At 69.4% G+C, this 20,026-nt stretch carries 18 protein-coding genes; 1 reads left to right on the forward strand and 17 read right to left on the reverse strand.

Annotated features, from left to right (window positions below; all coding sequences use genetic code 11):
* Positions 1–60 precede the first annotated feature (60 nt).
* The 13 genes from pal to pilB all read right to left on the reverse strand — a co-directional run bounded on the left by pal (position 61) and on the right by pilB (position 15,144).
* Complete coding sequence (pal, locus tag ACA089_RS08700; protein ID WP_372015778.1) at positions 61–570, reverse strand: peptidoglycan-associated lipoprotein Pal; 510 nt, start codon at positions 568–570, stop codon at positions 61–63.
* Between the two features lie 72 nt (positions 571–642).
* A complete protein-coding gene (tolB, locus tag ACA089_RS08705) occupies positions 643–1,962 on the reverse strand; it encodes a Tol-Pal system beta propeller repeat protein TolB (protein ID WP_372015781.1) in 1,320 nt (439 codons plus the stop codon).
* A gap of 177 nt (positions 1,963–2,139) precedes the next feature.
* The gene (tolA, locus tag ACA089_RS08710; RefSeq protein ID WP_372015784.1) at positions 2,140–3,135 is read right to left on the reverse strand and encodes a cell envelope integrity protein TolA; all 996 of its coding nucleotides are present in this window, start codon (positions 3,133–3,135) and stop codon (positions 2,140–2,142) included.
* 12 nt (positions 3,136–3,147) lie between these two features.
* Positions 3,148–3,582 carry a protein TolR gene (gene tolR, locus ACA089_RS08715; RefSeq protein ID WP_372015787.1) on the reverse strand — a complete coding sequence of 145 codons (435 nt, stop codon included), beginning with the start codon at positions 3,580–3,582 and terminating at the stop codon, positions 3,148–3,150.
* Positions 3,583–3,610: 28 nt separating this feature from the next.
* Complete coding sequence (gene tolQ / locus ACA089_RS08720; protein WP_372015790.1) at positions 3,611–4,387, reverse strand: protein TolQ; 777 nt, start codon at positions 4,385–4,387, stop codon at positions 3,611–3,613.
* Positions 4,388–4,469: 82 nt separating this feature from the next.
* Positions 4,470–4,880, reverse strand: a complete 411-nt coding sequence (gene ybgC, locus ACA089_RS08725; protein ID WP_372015793.1) for a tol-pal system-associated acyl-CoA thioesterase — start codon at positions 4,878–4,880, stop codon at positions 4,470–4,472.
* 154 nt (positions 4,881–5,034) lie between these two features.
* A complete protein-coding gene (locus tag ACA089_RS08730) occupies positions 5,035–5,511 on the reverse strand; it encodes a transposase (RefSeq protein ID WP_372015795.1) in 477 nt (158 codons plus the stop codon).
* A gap of 112 nt (positions 5,512–5,623) precedes the next feature.
* A complete protein-coding gene (locus tag ACA089_RS08735) occupies positions 5,624–7,552 on the reverse strand; it encodes a sensor histidine kinase (RefSeq protein WP_372015798.1) in 1,929 nt (642 codons plus the stop codon).
* Positions 7,549–9,786 carry a two-component system response regulator gene (locus ACA089_RS08740; RefSeq protein ID WP_372015800.1) on the reverse strand — a complete coding sequence of 746 codons (2,238 nt, stop codon included), beginning with the start codon at positions 9,784–9,786 and terminating at the stop codon, positions 7,549–7,551. The genes ACA089_RS08735 and ACA089_RS08740 overlap by 4 nt, the downstream gene beginning before the upstream one ends.
* Positions 9,787–10,076: 290 nt before the next feature.
* Positions 10,077–11,609 carry a hypothetical protein gene (locus ACA089_RS08745; protein WP_372015803.1) on the reverse strand — a complete coding sequence of 511 codons (1,533 nt, stop codon included), beginning with the start codon at positions 11,607–11,609 and terminating at the stop codon, positions 10,077–10,079.
* On the reverse strand, positions 11,606–13,021 hold the full coding sequence (locus tag ACA089_RS08750; RefSeq protein WP_372015806.1) for a hypothetical protein: 1,416 nt from the start codon (positions 13,019–13,021) through the stop codon (positions 11,606–11,608). Before ACA089_RS08750 ends, ACA089_RS08745 begins: the two co-directional genes overlap by 4 nt.
* Positions 13,018–13,227, reverse strand: a complete 210-nt coding sequence (locus tag ACA089_RS08755; RefSeq protein ID WP_372015808.1) for a hypothetical protein — start codon at positions 13,225–13,227, stop codon at positions 13,018–13,020. The genes ACA089_RS08750 and ACA089_RS08755 overlap by 4 nt, the downstream gene beginning before the upstream one ends.
* A gap of 183 nt (positions 13,228–13,410) precedes the next feature.
* Positions 13,411–15,144 carry a type IV-A pilus assembly ATPase PilB gene (gene pilB, locus ACA089_RS08760; RefSeq protein WP_372015810.1) on the reverse strand — a complete coding sequence of 578 codons (1,734 nt, stop codon included), beginning with the start codon at positions 15,142–15,144 and terminating at the stop codon, positions 13,411–13,413.
* Between the two features lie 242 nt (positions 15,145–15,386).
* Here pilB and ACA089_RS08765 point away from each other — a divergent pair, with 242 nt between their 5' ends.
* A complete protein-coding gene (locus ACA089_RS08765) occupies positions 15,387–16,064 on the forward strand; it encodes a hypothetical protein (RefSeq protein WP_372015812.1) in 678 nt (225 codons plus the stop codon).
* 30 nt (positions 16,065–16,094) lie between these two features.
* Here the strand turns inward: ACA089_RS08765 and ACA089_RS08770 are convergent, their stop codons facing one another.
* The 4 genes from ACA089_RS08770 to ACA089_RS08785 form a co-directional block, all read right to left on the reverse strand.
* Positions 16,095–16,496, reverse strand: coding sequence for a GtrA family protein (locus tag ACA089_RS08770; RefSeq protein WP_372015814.1), 402 nt, complete (start codon positions 16,494–16,496; stop codon positions 16,095–16,097).
* 4 nt (positions 16,497–16,500) lie between these two features.
* Positions 16,501–17,238: an SDR family oxidoreductase gene (locus tag ACA089_RS08775; RefSeq protein ID WP_372015816.1), complete on the reverse strand. Its 738-nt coding sequence runs from the start codon at positions 17,236–17,238 to the stop codon at positions 16,501–16,503.
* Entirely contained in the window at positions 17,235–18,542 is a 1,308-nt protein-coding gene (locus ACA089_RS08780; RefSeq protein WP_372015818.1) for an FAD-binding oxidoreductase, read from the reverse strand. The genes ACA089_RS08775 and ACA089_RS08780 overlap by 4 nt, the downstream gene beginning before the upstream one ends.
* A gap of 74 nt (positions 18,543–18,616) precedes the next feature.
* Positions 18,617–20,023: a UbiA family prenyltransferase gene (locus ACA089_RS08785; RefSeq protein ID WP_372015821.1), complete on the reverse strand. Its 1,407-nt coding sequence runs from the start codon at positions 20,021–20,023 to the stop codon at positions 18,617–18,619.
* Positions 20,024–20,026 lie beyond the last annotated feature (3 nt).

Genomic DNA, 20,026 nt, shown 5'->3' on the forward strand with positions numbered 1-20,026 from the left:
CGTGGCGGCCACGAGGGCCGCCACGACCAACATCCGCAGGGGATGCATCACGCGCATGGATCAGCGCGCGCTGTACACGATCTCGACGCGACGGTTCTGCGCCCAGCAGGCCTCGGTCGACTCGGTGCACACCGGACGCTCTTCGCCGTAGCTGACAACGGTCAGCTGGCTGGCCGAACCGCCGGCCGCCTGCAGCGCGGAGGACACGGCGTTGCCGCGGCGCTCGCCCAGGCCCATGTTGTACTCGCGGCTGCCGCGCTCGTCGGTGTGGCCTTCCAGGTTCTGGCGGGCCGACGGACGGTCGCGCAGGTACTTGGCGTGGCAGGCGATCACGGCCTGGTACTCCGGCTTGACGGTGTACTGGTCGAAGTCGAAGTGGATGACGCGCTGGCGCAGGCAGGCGTCGGTATCCAGGTCTTCCGGACCGTAGGCGCCGTTGTCGGCGACCGGGGCGGTCGGGGTGGTCGGGGTGGTTTCGGCGGCCGGGGCTTCCTTGACCTTCTTGGTGCAGCCGGCCAGGGCGGCCACGGAAAGCAGCGAAACCAGCAGGACGCGGGTGGAGGTGTTCATGATCATTCCTTGTGATGCACGGGGTGGTGGTGGTGAAACGAAGACAAACAGCGGCAATCTTACAACCGAATCTTAACGGGCGCTGCGGTAGGGCGACCATGCCGGCTCGCGCACATCGCCGTCGGCCAGGACCAGGCGCTGGCGCACCCGGCCGTCGGCCGAGACCGCGAACAGGACCCCGCGGCCGCCTTCGCGGGCCGCGTACAGCAGCATGCTGGCGTTCGGGGCGAAGCTCGGGGATTCGTCGAGCGAGCCGGTCGAGACCGTGCTCCAGCGCGGCGAACCGAGGCTGGAATCCATGATCGCGATGCGGTAGGTGTTGCCGGCGCCCTGGGCGACCGCGATCTTCTTGCCGTCGTACGAGACGCTGGCCGTGGCGTTGTAGTTGCCCTGGAAAGTGACCCGGCCGGCGCTGCCGCCGCTCGAGGCGACCTGGTAGATCTGCGGGCGGCCACCGCGGTCGGAGGTGAAGTAGATCGTGCCGCCGTCCGCGCTCCAGGTCGGCTCGGTATCGATGCCGAAGTGGTTGGTGAGCTGGGTCAGCTGCTTGCTGCCCAGGTCCATGACGTAGATCTCGGGGTTGCCGCTGCGCGAGAGCGACATGGCCAGGCGGCGGCCGTCCGGCGAGAACGAGGGCGCGCCATTGATGCCGCGGAAGCTGGAGACCAGCTCGCGCGCGCCCGAGGCGATGTCCTGTACGTAGATGGAGGAGTTGCCGCGCTCGAAGCTGACGTAGGCCAGCTTGCGGCCGTCCGGGCTCCAGGCCGGCGAGAGCAGCGGCTCGGCCGAGCGGACCACCGTCTGCGGGTTCCAGCCGTCGGCGTCGGCGACATTGAGCGCGTAGCGCATGTCCCGGCCCTTGCCGCTGGCGGTGACGTAGGCGATCCGGGTCCAGAACGCGCCGCGCACGCCCAGGATCTTCTCGTAGATGGCGTCGGCGATCTGGTGGGCGGCGTCGCGGGTGGCGTTGGCGCGGGCGGTGATCGCCAGGCCGAGCAGGCGCTCGCCCTTGGCCACGTCGAACAGTTCGTATTCGATCCGGTAGCCGCCGTCGCCGGCATCCAGCACCCGCCCGACCACGATGTAGTCCTGGCGCAGCTGTTTCCAGGTCGGGTAATTGACCTCCCCGCCGCGGGTCGGGCGCTCGACGATCTGCGCCTCGGGCAGGGGCCGGAACTGCCCGGACCGGGCCAGGTCATCCCTCACCACCTTGGCGATGTCGGTCTGCGGGGGTGCGCCGCTGCCCTGGTAGGGCATGGGCACCACGGTGATCGGCAGGGCCGAGGCGTTGCCGCCGATGATGTCGATTTCCAGTCCCTGCTGCTGGGCGGAGGCCATGAACGGCAGCAGGAGGAAGGCGACCAGGGCGAACCAGCGCAGGGGAGTCTTCATGGGCAAGCGTCGTTGATCCGGGAACCGGGGGCGAAGGAATACCAGCGTCGGCGTGAACATTTTCGCAATCATGAACGAAAAAGACGTGAACGCCCGTTCAAGTTCCGGCAGCGGCCGGCGGATGGGCACACCCCCGCGGCCCCCTGGCGCGCGGGGCCCGGTGGCCTCCCGGCGGGCTCAGCGGTCCTGGGCCTCGAAGTTGAGCGTGAGGTTGCGCTGGAACGCGGATTCGAAGCCGCGGTAGGGCAACGGCTGCGCGCGCAGGACGGCCGCTTCCAGCGAACGGCGGCCGGCATCGTCGAACGGACAGCCCGCGTCGACCCGGACGTCGATCACCTCGCCGCCCGGCAGCTGCCGGATCTGCACCCGGCAGCGCTGGCCCAGCGGCACGGTGTCGGGGCGGATCCACTGGTTGAGCACCGCCTGCTGGATCGCCGCCGCGTACTTGGCGGTCAGGTCCTCGCTGGTACCCCCCTGCCCCGGCGTGCCCTGGCTGGGGGTCGCCTGCGCCGTCTGCCGCTGTTGCGCCTGCTGCAGCTGGCGCAGCTTCTGCTCGGCCAGCTCGGCCTGGCGCGCGGCCTGCTCGCGCTGGCGGCGGATCTCGGCCAGCTTCTTCTGGCGCTCGGCCTCCTCGGCCTGGGCGGCCAGCCGGCGCTGGTTCTCGGCGGCCTTCTGCTTCTCGCGCTCCTCGGTGAGGTCGACCTGCTCCTGGCGGCGGCGCTCTTCCTGTTCCTTCTCCGCCTTCTCCTGGGCGATCGCGTCGCGGCGGGCGGCGTCCTGGTCGACCGTGTCCGGTTCCGGGATGAACTCCTGCGCCTTCTGCTGCGGCGCCACCGCCGCGTCCTGGGGCCGCGGCTCGGGGAGCGGCTGCGGCGGCGGCACGGTGTCCTCCGGCGCCAGCTCGGTCTCCGGCTGGGGCAGCGGTTCGGGCAGCGGCTTGGGCGCGTCCTCGGCCCGCGCCTGGGCGGCGGCGACGTCGGCCTGGGACATCACCAGGGAGGCCTCGATCACCGGCGAACCCGCCGCCGGCTCCACCTGGCGCTGCGGCGACCACCACCAGGCGACCCAGAACAGCAGGGCGACCAGCACGTGCAGGCCCAGGGCAAGCGCGAACGGCCCGGCCAGACCACCCTCGCGGTCGTCCGGGTTGCGGTAGAAGGCGTCAGCGTGCATCAGCGGCCCGGGTCACTTGGCATTGCCGCCCGGCTGGCTCATCAGGCTGACCCGCGGCACGCCCGCCGCCTGGACCAGGACCATGGTGTCCATGACCTTCTGGTACTCGGTCACGCCCGGCGCGGCGACGAACACCGGCACGTCCTTGTTCTGGGCGACGAAGGCGCCCAGCCGCGCAGTCAGCGTGGTGGCGTCGATCGGCTCGGCCTTGGCCCCCTGCAGGGTCAGGAAATAGCGTCCTTCGGCGTCGACGGTGACGATCACCGGGTCCTTCTTGCTGTCCACGGCGCGGGCGTTGGACTGCGGCAGGTCCACGTCCACGCTCAGGCTCAGCAGGGGCGCGGTGACCATGAAGATGATCAGCAGCACCAGCATCACGTCGATGTAGGGAACGACGTTGATCTCGGACTTGAGCTTGCGGCGCTTGTGGCGGGTCATCATGCTCATGGCGTGCTCCTGCGGGGATGGCCCCGCATCACTCGTCGGCCGCCGTCTGGCGCTGCAGGATCGAGCTGAACTCGTCGGAGAAGCTCTCGTAGCGCTGCGACAGCCGGTCCACGCGGCTGGTGTAGCGGTTGTAGGCCCAGACCGCCGGGATCGCCACGAACAGGCCGATGGCGGTGGCGAACAGCGCCTCGGAAATGCCCGGCGCGACCGACGCGATGCCCACCTGCGCGCCCTGGCTGACCATGTCGTGCATGGTCACCATGATCCCGAACACGGTGCCGACCAGGCCCACGTACGGCGCGGTCGATCCGATGTTGGCCAGCAGCTCGAGGTTGCGCTCCAGCGCGCCGACCTCGCGGGTGTAGGCCACGCGCATCGCGCGCTGCGCGCCCTCGAGCTGCGCCCGCGGATCGTGCCGGCGCTTGTCGCGCAGGCGGGTGAACTCGCGGAAGCCGGCCTCGAAGATCGCCTCCAGGCCGCCGACCACGCGGTTGCGGTCGGTCGCCGAAGCGTAGAGCTTGCCCAGCTCGGCGCCGGACCAGAACCGGTTCTCGAACTCGTCGGCCTCCTGGTCGGCGGCCTTGAAGCTGCGCAGCTTGCGGAAAATGATCACCCAGCTGATCAGCGAGCCGGCCAGCAGCAGCAGCACGATCAGCTTGACCGGCAGGCTGGCCCGCAGCATCAGGTCCAGGTAGTTGATGCCGCCGTGCGCCGCGGTGGCGGCGGCGCCGGCCGCGGCCGCCGCTGCCTCTTCCGGCAGGGCTTCCACCGCGGTGGCCACCAGGGCCAGGATCGATCCGGTCATCCTTCCGTTTCCTCTTCTATCTGGTGCGTGATACGTCTGTGGGGGTGCAACGGGGTTGGCGGCGGGCGCTGCCAACGGTGGATCAGGCGTTGGGACCGCCCTGCATCGATTTCAGTTCCTCGTACAGCGATTCCTCGACCGCGCAGGGCCGGAAGTCGGCCGCCCGCAGCGCCGCGACCTTGACCTCGGCGGCCAGCAACAGCTCTTCGCCGCGCAGGATGCGCTGGGAGAAGACCACGCTGGCGCGGCCGACGCGGGCCACTTCGGCAGTGACCTCGAGCAGGTCGTCCAGCCGCGCCGGGCGCAGGAAGTCCACCCGCATCGAATGCACGGCGAACACCAGCCCGGCCTGCTGCAGCGCCTGCTGGCCGCGGCCCATCGCCCGCAGCGCATCGCTGCGCGCGCGCTCGAGGAAGGCCACGTACCGGGCGTGGTAGACCACGCCACCGGCATCGGTATCTTCCCAGTAGACGCGTATCGGAATGCTGAACATCGGCTGGCTGCGGCGGTGCGAACCCGCGAAGCATGACCGCTGGCCGCGTTCGCCACCAGCCCTGCGGCGCCGTCACGCGACCGCGACGTGCCCCGCATCACGCGTCCCCACGCGGCAGCGCGCGCGGCATCGGCCGATCATCGGCCGTGACGCGCTAGAGCCAGGCCAGGTCCCAGAACGGATGGTCGCCCAGCCCCGCCACCAGTCCGGCCCGCACCGGGTGGGCCACGACGGCCCGCGCCACCGCGCGCACGTCGACCAGCGGATCCACGAGCCGCTGCTGGTAGCCGGGCTCCCACAGCGGGCCGGCGCGCGCCAGCATGCGGTTGGCGAGCACGGCGCTGGCCGACTTCATCCGCGCGACCGTCTTCTCCAGCGGCGCGCTGTCGCCCACCTCGATCAGCCACTGGACGTGGTCGGGCATCAGCACCCAGGCCAGCAGGCAGGCATCGCCCAGCACCTGGGGCTGGCGGAAACCGCGCACCACCTCGCAGGCCACGTGGAAATCGGCCAGCCACGGCTGGCGTCCACGCAGGAACACGCTGACATGGCAGGCGCGCCCCGCTTCGAGGGCGAGGGGCTTCGTAGCCGGGCGCCAGGGCCCGAAGCGATCGCCGACGTGCATGTCCATGCCTGCAGGCTGCCCGAGGACCACCCCCGGCGCAGCCGCCGGCGCCGCACGCGGCTGTAGGATTTCGGCGCGTCCGTCCCGCGGGCCCAGGCACGGCGCGAGCGGGTCGCGGCTAGGAGGGGGGTCGCGCGGGGCCGGTACGCGGGATGCGCACGGTGAACACCGTCCCGGTCGGCCCGTCCACGCCGGCGTCAGCCGCCGTGCGGCTGCGGACCCGCACGTCGCCTCCCAGCACTTCGGTGACCACCTGGTGGACGATGTGCAGGCCCAGCCCGGTCCCGCCACGGTGCCGTGCGGTGGTGAAGAAAGGCTCGAATACGTGGGCGAGGTCGCCCGGCGCGATCCCGGCGCCATCGTCGGCCACTTCGACCACCGCATGTGCCGGGCCATCCGCGCGCGCCGCCAGCCGGATCCGCCCGCGGCCGCCGTCGACGAAGCCGTGCGCCAGCGCATTGCCGAGCAGGTTGCCGACCACCTGCTCGAGCGGGCCGGGGTAGCTGTCCATCACCACGTCCGGCTCGAGGTCGAGCTCGACCGCCACGCCGTCGATCGACTCGCTGCGCCGCAGCCGCGGGTCCGAATCCAGGATCGCGTCGGCCAGGTCGAAGCGGCGGCGCTCCAGCGTGGCGCGGTCCACCGCCACCTGCTTGAAGCGCTGGATCAGCGCGGTCACCCGGCGGAGTTCGCCTTCGGCCAGCTCGCCGGCCTGCGCCGCGCTGGCCAGGAATCCCTCGAGGTCCGAGCGCTTCAGTCCCTCTTCGACCTGCCGGGACAGGCGCGCCACGCCCGCACGCAGCGTGCTGAGCGACAGGCGGATGCTGCCCAGCGGGGTGTTCATCTCGTGGGCCACGCCGGCGACCATCAGGCCCAGCGACGACAATCGTTCGGCCCGCGCAAGTCCTTCCTGCACGGTCCGCAAGCGCTCGTTGGCCTCGGCCAGGGCGGCGTTGGCGTCGCTCAGGCGCGCCACGTACGCCGCTTCGCGCGCCAGCCCCCTGGCGAGGAGGAAGACCACCGCCAGCCCCACCGCGATGCCCAGCACGATCAGGCCGGCCAGCATCGCCTTCCAGCGGCTGGCCGCCGGCGCCTCCGGACGCACCAGCACGCGCAGCTGGCCCAGCATCGGGTCGGCATGCGCCAGCATGTCGCCCTCGGCCCCGCCCCATGCCGCCTGCAGGGTCGAGAACGTCCATTCGTCCCATTGGCCCTGCGCGGTGGAGCGCATCGCCCGCCACAGCGCCGGATCGAACCGCTCCACCGTGCGGCCGGACGCGCCGACCTGCCACGCCCAGGCATCGCCGGGTCGCGGACCGAGCAGCCAGTGCCCCTGCGGGTGGACCAGGTACAGCACGAATCCCGATTGCCTGGCCTGCCCGGCGAGCCGGTCCAGCAGCTGCTGGCCGTGCACGTTCACCACCAGCACGCCGCGCGAACCGTCGGCCCGGCGGAACGGCGAGGAGGCCCGGAGGGTCGGTCGCAGCGGCTGCTCGATGCGGCCGTTCTCGACGTTGAGGTCCAGCGGCGAGAGGTGCACCTGGCCCGGCGCCAGCGCCAGCGCCTCGCGGAAGAAGGGACGGTCGGCCTTCAGCTGCAGCGCTTCGGCGGCGACCTGCCGCGTCACCCGGCCATCGGAGTCCAGCCGCAGGCGCTCGCGGCCGGCCTCATCGATCCATCGCACCTTGTGGTAGCGCACGCCCGACTGCAGGAAGGCCGCATAGGTCTGCACCAGGGGCGAACCCGTGGCGTCGCCCGATTCCAGCAGACGCGGGGTCAGCCTCGCCAGGAAGCCGGTGTCCTCGCGCAGCCGCTCCATCCAGCGCAGGACCGTCTGCGACGCGTAGTGGGTGGCATCGCGGCCGGCCTGCTCGGCGGGGGCCCGCACCGCCTGCTCGACCTCCATCCACAGCAGCGGGAAGCCCACCAGCAGGATCAGCAGCCACGGCGCGGCGATCAGGGCCATGCGGCGCGGCTGGCGGCGGACGACGCGCCACGCGTCCCGCCACTCGCGCCGCGCGATCCGCAGGCGGGCGCGCAGGCTCACCCCCTCGCCGCCCGCGCCCGCAGCCGCTGCAGGAAGGCCTCCAGCGGTTCGGGCCGCGCGAACAGCCAGCCCTGCGCGCAATGGCAGCCATGCGCGCGCAGCCATTCGGCCTGCATCGGCGTTTCCACGCCCTCGGCCAGCACGTCCACGCCGAGCCGGCGGCCCAGCGCGATGATCATGTCCGCCACGCTCCGCTCGCTTCCGCCGCCGCCGATCTCGGCGGTGAAGCACCGGTCCAGCTTGAGCCGGCTTACCGGCAGCGAATGCACGTAGCGCAGCGAGGAATAGCCGGTGCCGAAGTCGTCGACCGCCACCGGGAAGCCGATCCGGCGCAGCCGCGCCAGCACTTCGCGCCCGGCCTGGTAGTCGGTCATCACCGCACCCTCGGTGATCTCCACCTCCAGCCGCCGCGGCGACAGGCCATGGCGCTCGACGATCGCCACCAGCTCCTCGACGAACTCGCCACGCCGCAGCTGCAGCGGCGAGACGTTGACCGCGATCGGCAGGTCGCCGAAGCCGGCCGCGCTTGCGGCCCGCAGCGCCTGGCATGCCTGTTCGATCACCTGGGTGCCGAGCGGCACGATCAGGCCGGTCGCTTCTGCGATCGGGATGAACCGGCCCGGCGGCACTTCGGTGCCGTCCTCGCCGGTCCATCGCGCGAGCGCTTCGGCGCCCACCACGTGGCCGTCCTCGAGCGAGACCTGCGCCTGCAGCTCGATCCGGATAGCGCCCTCGGCCACGGCACGGTGCAGCGCCCGGGATTCGAGGAAGCGCCGGCGGTTGTCGCGTTCGCCCTCGGGGCTGTAGTCGACGACGCCGTGGCCGCCGCCGGCGCGCAGGCCGCGCAGCATCAGCAGGCCGGCGGCCGTCGCCTCGCGCGCCGAGCCGTGGTACCCGTCCAGCCCGATCCGCGCCGCGTCCACGCCGAGGAACGGCAGCGCGTGGTCGTGGTCGACGCTTTCCAGTGCCACCACCGGGTCGGTCGCCAGCAGCGGCGCCGGGCCGAGCACCGCGAACGTGCCCTCGTGCAGGCGCGCGACCATGCATGGCGACGGATACAGCTGCCGCAGCCGCTGGGCCATGCGCCGGAGCAGCAGGTCGCCCTGCTCGGGGCCGAGGGCCAGGCTGCCATGCGCGTACTGGCCCAGGTCGACCACCAGCATCGCCTGGCCGCTGGGCCCGGGTCCGTCCAGGTGGCGCTGCAGCTCGCGCTGCAGGGCATTGCCGTTGGGAATGCCGAGCAGGCTGTCGTGGTAGGCCACCTCGTCCAGCCGCGCGGCGAGGTCGACATTGACCATCCCCGCATTGGCATGGGTGGCGAACACGCGCAGCAGCTCGCGTTCCTCCGCGTCCACCTGGCGTCCCGTGGCCAGGTAGACCGCCGCCGCCGGCGAAGTCGCGTCGCCCTCGAAGAACAGGACCTGGCTGGCGGGGGTCTCCACCGGCGTGCCCGAGCCGAGCGCGCGCAGCAGCAGGTCGCGCACGCCGGGTTCGTCCACTTCGTCCAGGCGGCGCATGACCAGGCCCGCGAAGCGCCCGGCCGCGCCGACCACGCGCGCTTCGGTCGCCGGCGCGTCGCGACGCTCGGCGCGCACGCAGACCAGGCCCTCTGGCGGCACCTGCAGCAGTTCGGCCAGTTCGAGCAGCATCCGCCGCGAGAAGTCGCCCAGGTCGCGCAGCCCGGCCAGCTGGCGGCCGGCATGCACGATCTGCTGCAGTCCGCGCTTGGCCCTGCCCAGCGCGTTGATCTCGCGCCAGGTGCGCAGGTTGCCGGTCAGCACGCCCTGCAGCCGTTCGCGGTGGAGGTCGGTCTTGAGCCAGTACTCGCTGATGTCGAGGCGGTCCAGCGCCTGCGGCATCGGCGCCACGCCGGGCTGGCCGGTCACCAGGATGATGCGGACCTCGTGGTCGCCGAGCTCCTCGCGGACCGCGCGCACCAGGCGCAGGCCCGCGTCGTCGGTTTCCATGACGACGTCGAGCAGGATCGCGGAGATGCCCGGCGTGGTCGCCAGCAGCTGCTCGGCCTCGGCCGCGCTGGTGGCGGTGAGCAGGCGCAGGGGCGCGCCCTGGAAGCGGAAGTCGTGCAGTGCCAGTCGCAACGATTGCTGGAACGCGGCGTCGTCGTCGACGCTGAGTACGGTGAACGGCACGACCGACGGCGGGTCATGGTCGCCACTGCGCTCGGGTTCGAACGCCCACATTGCATCGCCGCCCTGCCGGGCGTTACCACTCATGCCTTCCCCCCTCTCGGCGCATTCCTTCGCCAGGTCGACACTTCATCTTGTCCTGCTCGATCTTGTCCTGCCCGCCGGTGGGCGTCCCGCCTGCCGGGCCCGCCTCGAGGGATGCCGATCTGCGCATGCATGCCGACGATATCGGCCGAGGCCCCACCGGGTGAATCCGGGCGCCTCCGCGCGCCCTGAACCGCTCATCTGTCCGCTCCCAGTCTAAGCCTAGCGCGGAAAGGTCGTCACGGCGTGAACCGTGCGTCTACGTACCACGCCGCTCCATCGGATTGACGCCATTAAGGCATCTGCCTGACTTTCACTTTGCTAGCTTCTCGCGCGCCACCGCCCCAGGAACCGGACACGACGCCCTGCCTTCGCTGGGTAGCGCGGGACAACAAGTCCGGAATAAGTTTCTGCAATGGCGCGCCAGTCGACCTGACACTAGCGGGGCCACCACCAGCTAATCGCGCAGCAACGAATGGGGACAGCAGGTTCTTCCGAGTCTGCTCGTCCAGAGAATCCACACCCTTGTTAGGGATTGTCCGCCGCAAAATGCGTGGCCCATGGTCGCCGTGAATGACGAACTGAACCTGCCCTGGATGTGCAGAGTCCACAGCGTCTATCAGAGCCAATACCTTGCGATGCATGCACAAAGATTGATCCTGGTATGCAGCGTAGGCCTCGGCCTTGGCTTCTGATGACCCCGTGCGTGCTGCATAGGGCAATCGCCAGCCTGAAGACTCCTTTATCTGGCAGTTTCCGTCCAACACCCACGGGAAATGCGGCAGCAACACATGGGCGAACACGTAGTGCCGGCCGCTTCCGCTGACAAGTCCTTCCTGGAGTTGGTCCAGTTGCTGCATGGCAACCAACGGCAACGCCGGGTTGCGCCAGCTACTACGCACCGTTAGACGCTCGTGTATCGCAAATCTCGCCAGATCCACAAGCACTAGGCCGCGATCATTGGAGACCAGGGCCGCAATCAGTTCTCGACGAAAAATCTGCAATCGGCGCTTTCGGTCTGGCAATCGTTCAAAAACGCTCGCGCTGCCAGCGAGAGAATACGTGATGCACGAGAACTCGGGGCGGCAGTAATCTAAGTACCAAGACTGGATGATCGTCACAGGCCAATTCTCGTCCTCCATGCGCCGGTGAACTTCGTTATTCACGACGCGGTAGCGATCCTCGCCTTGAAACCTCTTAACGTTCCCATCAGGGCTGTTGATATATGTGCTGTCCAACAGCGCCGACATGGCCCTGTGCGTGTCCGGCGAGACGCTCAGAACGTCTTCGTATACTGTGAATCCGCGCGACGCATAGCCCCCCGCAATCTCTGCGACATCCTGGTGGCGCCGATATTCCGCAGGAATGACATCCAAAGCGCCTAGCTCATCGAACAACAGGTGCACAACCATCGAGGTCTCACCCGCGCCTGTTAAATCGGCCAGCGCAACTTCTCTTGCTGGCGCTTGCGGCGCCTGCAAAAGTAAAATCAGAGAAAATGCCACGCCGGAAGCAACCAGCGCGGTAGCGGGAACTCGTTCGTGGAAGCGCGCAGCAATCGACAGACCAGCGGCCAGCACCAACCAGGCCATCCACGCCGCGCGCAGAAAGAATACATCGAGCAACGAGAGAAATAGGAACACTAAAAGCACAGCGCGCAGCCGTGGCCTATTTACCGACAACAGCCCGAGCAAGAAGCCAGCCATAAGCGCAGCAACCAGGCCTACCACACTTTCCAGTGAAAGCAGGCTGTAGCCTATGTCCCAAACTAGCGAGAGCACCAACGCTGGAGCCAACAGCAGGAGGTGTGGAGAAAAGGATTTCATCGTGGACGGCAGGCAAACAAGACGCGACCATCATCGCGTATGGAGCATATTTCTTCGATGTTCGCGTAGCGTTGCAAGATGCACTCAAATCCCTCCCTCGTGTAGTCCGGGAAGATGTCCTCGCGGCTGCGCAGCAAACCTTGCACCATTCGATCTTGCTTAGGAACGTATTCGACCACGACGCTCTTACCATGTGCGAACAGCTGCTCGACAAACGCCTCGAGCGGCACGTTGCCACCAATCGTGATGTGATGCATAACGGCCAGCGCCAGCAGCATATCGGCTTCGATACGTCGCCGGAGGGGCGCACGCTCCACCAAACCCCAGCCTTGCCCTGGCGAAGGGTCCGACCAGTCCATCACTAACGGAAGCAGTCCGAGGGTGCCCGCGCTCCGCCTGCAATAGGCACCCTCCAGCGCGTCCAGGTCGGCATCGAGACATACCGCCTGAACGGCCCCACCAGCAAGAACTGCCGTGGAGTAGTCGCCTGAGTTTCCCCCAACGTCTAGAACCAAGCGCGCCTGCCACCGTCTCGACATCTTCTCGACGAAAGCGAGCTTCTCGCGCTTCTCGGTCTCCTCGTAGCTGTTGAGCCCTGCGTAGTCAGCCCAATAAGTTTTGCGCGGTCGACCTGACGTCAATGTTCCGACCCAGTCGCGCAGGCCCTCGAGCATCGCGCGATAGCGGACTTTGGAGATCCTAGGCAACCGGATGGCCTCACCAGCAAGGTCGCTGCTCGTTGCCCGACCGACCGCACTGGCCTGCGCCTGAACATGCAGTAGGAGGTTGAGGCTGGTGTAACGACGCCAAGCTGGTATCAGACGCCTGATGTCTTCCAGCTCGAGGCCGTTGAGGCTGCCGCGATACCAGCGCTGGAAAGCAACGCCGCCAACCCCTTCGAGTAGCAGAGGAAAGAGGAACTGTCGGCAGAACTGGTTGTACCCCTCCCAAGGCGCGCCCGGACGATAAGGGCGGATAGAGAGCACGTCAATGTGCAGCGGGAGCGCCTGTCCGGTGCCAAATTGCATGTTGTAAGCCGTGGCATCGGACAGTTCGAAGTCATACTCTAGCGCCAGCAACTGCAATCTCAGGTGTTGCAGAGCCGCATCACGTAGTTGCGTGAAAGTCCATTCGTATGGATATGTAATTACTGGAATGCGGGGATGCTCGATCACCTGCAACGGCTTCTCGCCGCGCGCACCCCTTAGCGCATCTTCAAATCCGCCAGGCGCAACCTGACTGGCGATGATCAGGCCGCGCGCGCAGGCCTCTTCGAGCAGGCCGCTGGCGCGCGCGGCCTCATACCGCTCCCGCCCCCGCTCACCGAGTGTACGCAGCACGCGCTCGCCGTCGCTGAAGACATAGCCGGACGGGTCACGGAAGGAACCCGGGTCCCTAGTGAAGTCGCTCACCCTTCACTCTTGCGCTTGAAAATTGAGGAGAAGAAGACCCCAATCCTTCGCCGCACCGATTTCACCCCTGCGACGATACCCGCGACCAGCGCGATCAGACCCTGGATCACAAGGCTGCCGCTGACTGGATCCAGATAGGCCAAGGCAACGTCACTTGTCGCCGCAAATAGAAAGATCACAGCAACCAATCGCATAATTGCGTCCATAGTTTCCTTCTCGGGCAGATGACAACGCACCGTTGCCGATGCGCTTGTCTACGATTCGGTTCTGAAAATCCCCGGCGCCTCCCCGGCCCGGGTGAATGCTTGTCCCTTAGTCGGACTTACCACTCAGAGCGGCCAAGCTTCCCATTTCTTCAACGGCTACGGAAGATGAGCGAGTGCCCGCCATCAGTCCTTGGTGACGCGATTGATCTCCGCCAGGCTGGTGATGCCGGCGTGGACCTTCTTCAGCGCCGAGCGGCGCAGGTCGTTGATGCCCGCCTTCAGCGCCACGTCCGCGATCTGCATCGCGTTGCCGCCCGCCAGCACGATGCTCTGGATGTCGTCGCTCATCGGCATCACCTGGTAGATGCCGGTGCGCCCCTTGTAGCCCTCGGTGCACTCCTCGCAGCCGACCGCCTCGTACAGGGTGAAGCCGGTGCTGACCTCGGCCGCGCTGAAGCCCTCGGCCAGCAGCGCGTTCTCGGGCAGGACCTGCGGCCGCTTGCAGCGGCTGCACAGCCGCCGCGCCAGGCGCTGGGCGATCACCAGGGTGACCGACGAGGTGATGTTGTACGGGGCGATGCCCATGTTCATCAGGCGCGCGATGGTCTGCGGCGCATCGTTGGTGTGCAGCGTGGACAGCACCATGTGGCCGGTCTGCGCGGCCTTGATCGCGATCTCGGCCGTTTCCAGGTCGCGGATTTCGCCGACCATGATGATGTCCGGGTCCTGGCGCAGGAAGCTGCGAAGGGCCGCGGCGAAGGTCATGCCGCGCTTGGTGTTCTGCTGGACCTGGTTGACGCCCGGCAGGCGGATTTCGACCGGGTCCTCGACCGTGGAGATGTTGCGCAGGTCGTCATTGAGGATGCCCAGCGCGGTGTACAGCGACACCGTCTTGCCCGAGCCGGTGGGGCCGGTGACCAGCACCATGCCATAGGGCTTCTGGATCGCGTCCAGGAACAGCTGCTGCTGGTCGGGCTCGTAGCCCAGCTTGTCGATGCCCAGCTTGGCCGCGCTGCCGTCCAGGATGCGCAGCACCACCTTCTCGCCAAACAGGGTCGGCAGGGTGCTGACGCGGAAGTCGATCTGCTTGGTCTTGGACAGGTTGAGCTTGATGCGGCCGTCCTGCGGCACCCGCTTCTCGGCGATGTCCAGCTGCGCCATCACCTTCAGGCGCGCGGCGATCCGCGGGCTCAGCTTGACCGGGGCCTTGGCCACGGTCTTGAGCAGGCCGTCGATGCGCAGGCGGACCCGGTAGTCGGTCTCGTACGGCTCGAAGTGGATGTCCGAGGCACCGCGCCGGATCGCATCGACCAGCACCTTGTTGACGAACTTGACCACCGGGGTGTCGTCGCCCTTGGCGTCCACGCCGGAATCGCCGCCGGCGTCGTCGTCGCCTGCGCCCACGTCCAGGTTCTCGAGCCCGTCGTCGTCGTCGCCGCCGAGGCCGGCCCCGAGCTGGCTGTTGGCGTTCTGCCACTGCTCCAGGGCACGCCGGATCTGCTCCTCGTCGACCAGGATCGGCTCGACGACCAGGTTGGTGTTGAACTGGATCTCGGCCAGGGCCGAGGTCTGGGTCGGGTTGCTGGTGCCGACGAACAGCTTGTTGCCGCGCTTGAACAGGGGCAGGACGTGGTGCTTCTGCAGCAGTTCCTCGCTGACCAGCTTCAGCGCGTTCTGCGCCGGGTCGAACGCGGTGACGTCGAGCAGCGGCATGCCGAACTCGACCGCGTTCGCGGCGGCCATGTTCGCCGGCGCGACCAGCTTCTTGTCGGCGATCCATTGCGCCAGCGGCACCTTCGCCTCGGCGGCCTGGGCCATCGCCGCGCGGGCGGCCGCCTCGTCCATGGCGCCATCCATGACCAGCCGGCGGGCGATGCCCGTGATGCCGACAAGGTTGGCGTTCGCAACAGCGTTCATGTCCGGATCCCCCAGGGGTACGGCGTAGAAGATAACGCAAAGCACCCTGGAACAGGCGCGGGGCGTCCCGGAGAAGGCACGGGGCGGGCGCATCCGGCCTTGGCCCGCCGGGCAGGCCGCGATGCCACCTGCGCCGCGGCGGGCGCTCCCTCCCTTGTCTCGTCCCACGCACATTGGGAACATCTGCCGACCCCGGCCCCGCGCGCACGGCGCATCACGCACTCCCGATGACTCCGCGTCCCATGACCCGCTGGAAGGCCTTCGGCCTCCACCTCGCCCTGAGCCTCACGATCATTTCCGGCATCGCCCTGGCGGCGCTCGCCACCTGGTACCCGCACGGCCTCTGGCGGATCTCGGGACTGGATCGCCTGCTGCTGATCATGCTGGTGATCGACGTCACCGCCGGGCCGCTGCTGACGCTGGTCATCTACCGGCCCGGGAAGCGGGGCCTGGCCTTCGACCTCAAGGTCATCGCCCTGGTCCAGGCGGCCTTCCTCGGCTACGGCCTGCACACCCTCTGGCAGGCCCGCCCGGTGTTCCTGGTGGGCACCGACGTGAGGTTCACCCTGATCTCGGCCAGCGACATCGATCCGGCCGACCTGGCCAAGGCGTCGCGGCCCGAATGGCGCCGCCTGCCGTGGACGGGCCCCTACCTGGTCGGCGTGCTGCCGCCGGCCGACCGCGCCGCGCGCAGCGCGCTGCTGGATACCTTCATCCGGACCGGGCGGGACCAGGAGCAGCTGCCGGCCCAGTACCTGCCCTACGAGGACGTCGCCGCCACCGTGCTGGCGAAGGCCCGCGCGAACGCGGCGCAGGAAGGCCGCGGGCAACCCGCGCTGCCGATCTATTCGCGCGACGATGAAGGCTGGATGCTGGTCGACCCGCAGACCGGCTGGCCGGACCGGGTGCGCCCCCGCTGACGACGCGGATGCGGGCGCCACGCCGCCACGTCATGCCCCGCCGGTGAATACCCAGCGCCGGTCCAGCCGGTACTTGAGCGCGTAGCCGACCACCAGTCCGGCCACCCCGCCCAGGTAGCGCATCGCGTCGCTGGCGAACAGCAGGTGGAAGGCGAGTTCGGTGCCCCAGAACACCAGGGTGGTGACCACGCCCATGCCCGTGTAGAGCGCGAACGTGCGCGCCTCGTGCAGTCGGTCGCGCGACACGTGGGCGAATATCCAGCGCTTGTCCAGCACGTACTTGGCGACCAGCCCGGTCGCGGTGCCGGCGAGGATGGACAGCGGCACCGCGCCGGGGCCGGCGTAGAGCGCCATGGCCGCGACCTGGGTGCCGATGTTCACCGCGATCGACAACGCGGCGAACAGCGCGTACAGCGAGGCGATCCTCAGCATCGGCTCACAGCCTGAGCCGCCGGAACACGGGCTCGGGGATATGCGTGATCACCCGCATGATCGCCCACCAGAAACCGGGCAGGTAGGCCACCGCGCGCCGGCGGTCGATCGCGCGCGCGATCCCCCGGGCCACCGCGCCGGGCGACGCCCACAACGCGCCCTTGTCGAACGCGGCGGTCATCGGCGTGTCGACGAAGCCGGGCTTGATGGTCAGCACGTTCACCCCGCTGCCGCCCAGGCTCTGCCTCAGCCCGCTCGCGTATGCGCTCACCGCGGCCTTGGCGCTGCCGTACAGGTAGTTGCTCGCGCGCCCGCGGTCGCCGGCCACCGAGGAGACCACCGCCAGGGTCCCGTGCCCCTGCGCCGCGAGACGTCGTGCCGCGGCCGCCATCAGGGCGATGGTCGAGCCGCCATTGGTGGCGAACTCGCGCATCGCCAGCGCCGGGTCGGCCGCGCATGCGGCGTTGTCGGGCAGCGTGCCGTGCGCCAGCAGGACCACGTCCACGCCGCCGAGCCCGGCCCATGCGGCTTCGAGCAGCGATTCGTGACGGTCGAGCTCGTTCACGTCGAGGACGAACGCGCCCGCCTGCGCGGCCCCGCGCACCTGCAGGTCCGCGCCGATGGCGTCCAGTCGCGCACGCGAGCGCCCGGCGAGGAGGAAGCTGGAGCCGGCCGAGGCTTCCAGCCGCGCGTAATGCTCGGCGATGGCCGAGGCCGCGCCGACGATGAGGATCTTCTTCATGCCTGTCCCGTGACCCGGCGCCAGAAGCCGGAGGAGAATGCCGGGTCCCGGTGCCCGTGGAAGCGCGCCAGGCCCGGGAACGATGCCGCGAAGGTGGCCGGCGACATCCGCGCGTCCTTGGCCGGATAGACCGCGCCGCCGGCCGCGACGACGACCCGGTCGAGCGCCTCGAGCAGGTCCAGCGTCGGCTTGCCGCGGAAGGGAAAGTCGAGCGCCAGGGTGGTGCCCGGCCGGGCGAAGGAGAGCAGCCCGGGCGCCTGGCGGTCGCCGAACGCCTTGAGCACCCCCAGGAACGAGCCCTGGCCGCTGGCCGCGATCCGGTCGAGGATTTCGGCGACCGCCGCCTCGCCCGTCGCCGGCGGCACCACGCACTGGTACTGCAGGAAGCCGCGCGGGCCGTACATGCGGTTCCAGTGCGCGATCCCGTCGAGCGGATAGAAGAACGGCGCGTAGTGCTGCACGTACCGCGCCGGCGCGGCGGGCGCGCGCCGGTAGTACAGCTGGTTGAAGGCGCGGAGGCTGGCGCCGTTGACCAGCGAGAACGGCGGCACGAACGGCATCGACAACCGGCCCGTGCGCGGCGGCGCGACCTCCGCGGCGACGTGCGCGCCGTGCGAGTACACGCCGCGCCCCAGCGCGGCGCCGCGCGCCAGGCAGTCGACCCACGCGACCCGGTACTCGCTCGATGCGGTATCGGCGCTGAGTGCGAAGAAGTCCGCAAGCCGGCCGAACCTGCGCGTCTCCACCTCCACGGCCGGGCCCTGGACCGGCCGCAGCTGCAGCCGCGCGCGGACCACCACGCCGGTCAGGCCCAGGCCACCGACCGTGGCGCGGAACAGGGCCGCGTCCGAGGCCGGACTGCAGGTGCGCCGGGTGCCGTCGCTGCGCAGGAGTTCGAAGTCCAGCACGTGGTCGCCGAAGCTGCCGAAGGCGGCGTGGTTCTTGCCGTGGACGTCGTTGGCGATCGCGCCGCCCACGGTGACGAAACGCGTGCCCGGCGTCACCGGCAGGAACCAGCCCCTCGGCAGCACCAGGTCGATGACGTCGGCGAGCAGCACGCCCGCTTCGCAGTCGAGCACGCCGGTGGCCGGATCGAAGGCGGCGAAGCGGTCCAGCCCGGCCGTATGCAGCAGGACGCCGCCGGGATTGAGGCAGCTGTCGCCGTAGCTGCGGCCGTTGCCGTAGGGCAATGCCTTGGCAGCCAGCGGCGGCAGCGCGGCGGTGCGGTCGCCCAGCCGCACGCGGGTGCCGGCGTCAACGCGCGGGTAGCGACCCCACGACCCAATTGCCGAACGCTTCGTCATTGACGCGTACATTGCTCGAAGGTCTAGCGAGAGGACGCAGCGAGAACTGCCGCGAGCTTGAAGGAACCCATCAACTACAGTGCCACGAGCAGCACCACCCCGCACAGCGCCGCCACCAGCAGGCTCACCCGGTCGGTGGCGGCGAACACCACCGGGTCGTCGTGCATGCGTCCCCGGTGCGCCAGCGCCCACGCCCGGCTCACCCAGTAGAGCAGCAGCGGGCACAGCAGCCACAGCGCCTGCGGGCGCGAATAGAGCGCCACGCTGTCGCTGCTGTTGATGTAGAGCGCCAGCACCAGCACGGCGATGTAGCCCGCGGCCCCGCCCAGCGACTGCAGCAGCGGCAGGTCCTCGATCGCGTAGCCGCGACCGCTGGCCCGCGCGCGCCCCTCGCCCACCAGCGCAGCCAGCTCGGTGTAGCGCTTGAGGATGGCCAGGCTGAGGAAGATGAACATCGAAAACGCCAGCAGCCAGAACGACAGCGGCACGCCGACCGCCACCGCGCCACCGATGATCCGCAGCGTGTACAGCCCCGCCAGGACGGTGACGTCCAGCATCTCGATGCGCTTGAACCACAGCGAATAACCCAGCGTCGTCAGCCAGTAGAGCAACAGCACCGGGACGAACGCCGGTGCCGCCAGCCATGCCAGCAGGCCACCGCCGAGGGTCAGCAGCGGTGCCGCCAGCAGCCCGTGCAGGATCGGCAACCGGCCGGAAGCGAACGGGCGGCGCTGCTTGCGCGGATGCTGGCGGTCGCTGTGCAGGTCGAGCAGGTCGTTGACCAGGTAGGCGCCCGACGCGCACAGGCCGAAGGCCAGGAACGCCAGCACGGCCTGGCTGGCGGCGACCGGATCGAGCACGCGGTGGGCGGCGAGCAGCGGAACGAAGACCAGCAGGTTCTTCAGCCACTGGTGCAGGCGGATCGCCTTGATCCAGGGCAGCAGCGAGCGTCGCTCCCCGGGCCAGTGGGCGCCCACGCGCGAGACGGCGGCCGCACGCCGGGCCAGCGAATCGGGCGCGTTGGCGATCCACGCCTCGTTGGCGTGGCGCCACACGTGCAGGTCGACATGGTGGTTGCCGATGTAGTCGAAGCCGCCGACGCCGTAGCGCTCGACCAGCACCCGCGCCTTCTCGCGGCCGCCGAGGTTGGTGGTGCCATCGCTGGCGACGACCTCGTCGAACAGCCCGAGGTGGGCGGCGACCTGCCCGGCCAGCCGCGCATCGGCCGCGGTGCACAGCACGCGGGTCCGGCGGCTGGCCCGCACCGCTTCCAGCACGCGCGGGTCGTACGGCAGCGTGGCCGGGTCGAGTTCGATGCGGCGGGCGATCTGCGCCTTCAGGTGCGCCTTGCCCCCGAGCAGCCAGAACGGCAGCAGCAGCAGGTACGCCGGGTTGCGCCTGAGCAGCAGCAGCAGCGACTCGTACAGCAGGTCGGTCCGCACCAGGCACCCGTCCAGGTCGACGCAGAGGACCTTGTCCATCGG

The organism is Pseudoxanthomonas fibrivorans (genome assembly GCF_041464125.1).
Classification (GTDB): Bacteria; Pseudomonadota; Gammaproteobacteria; order Xanthomonadales; family Xanthomonadaceae; genus Pseudoxanthomonas.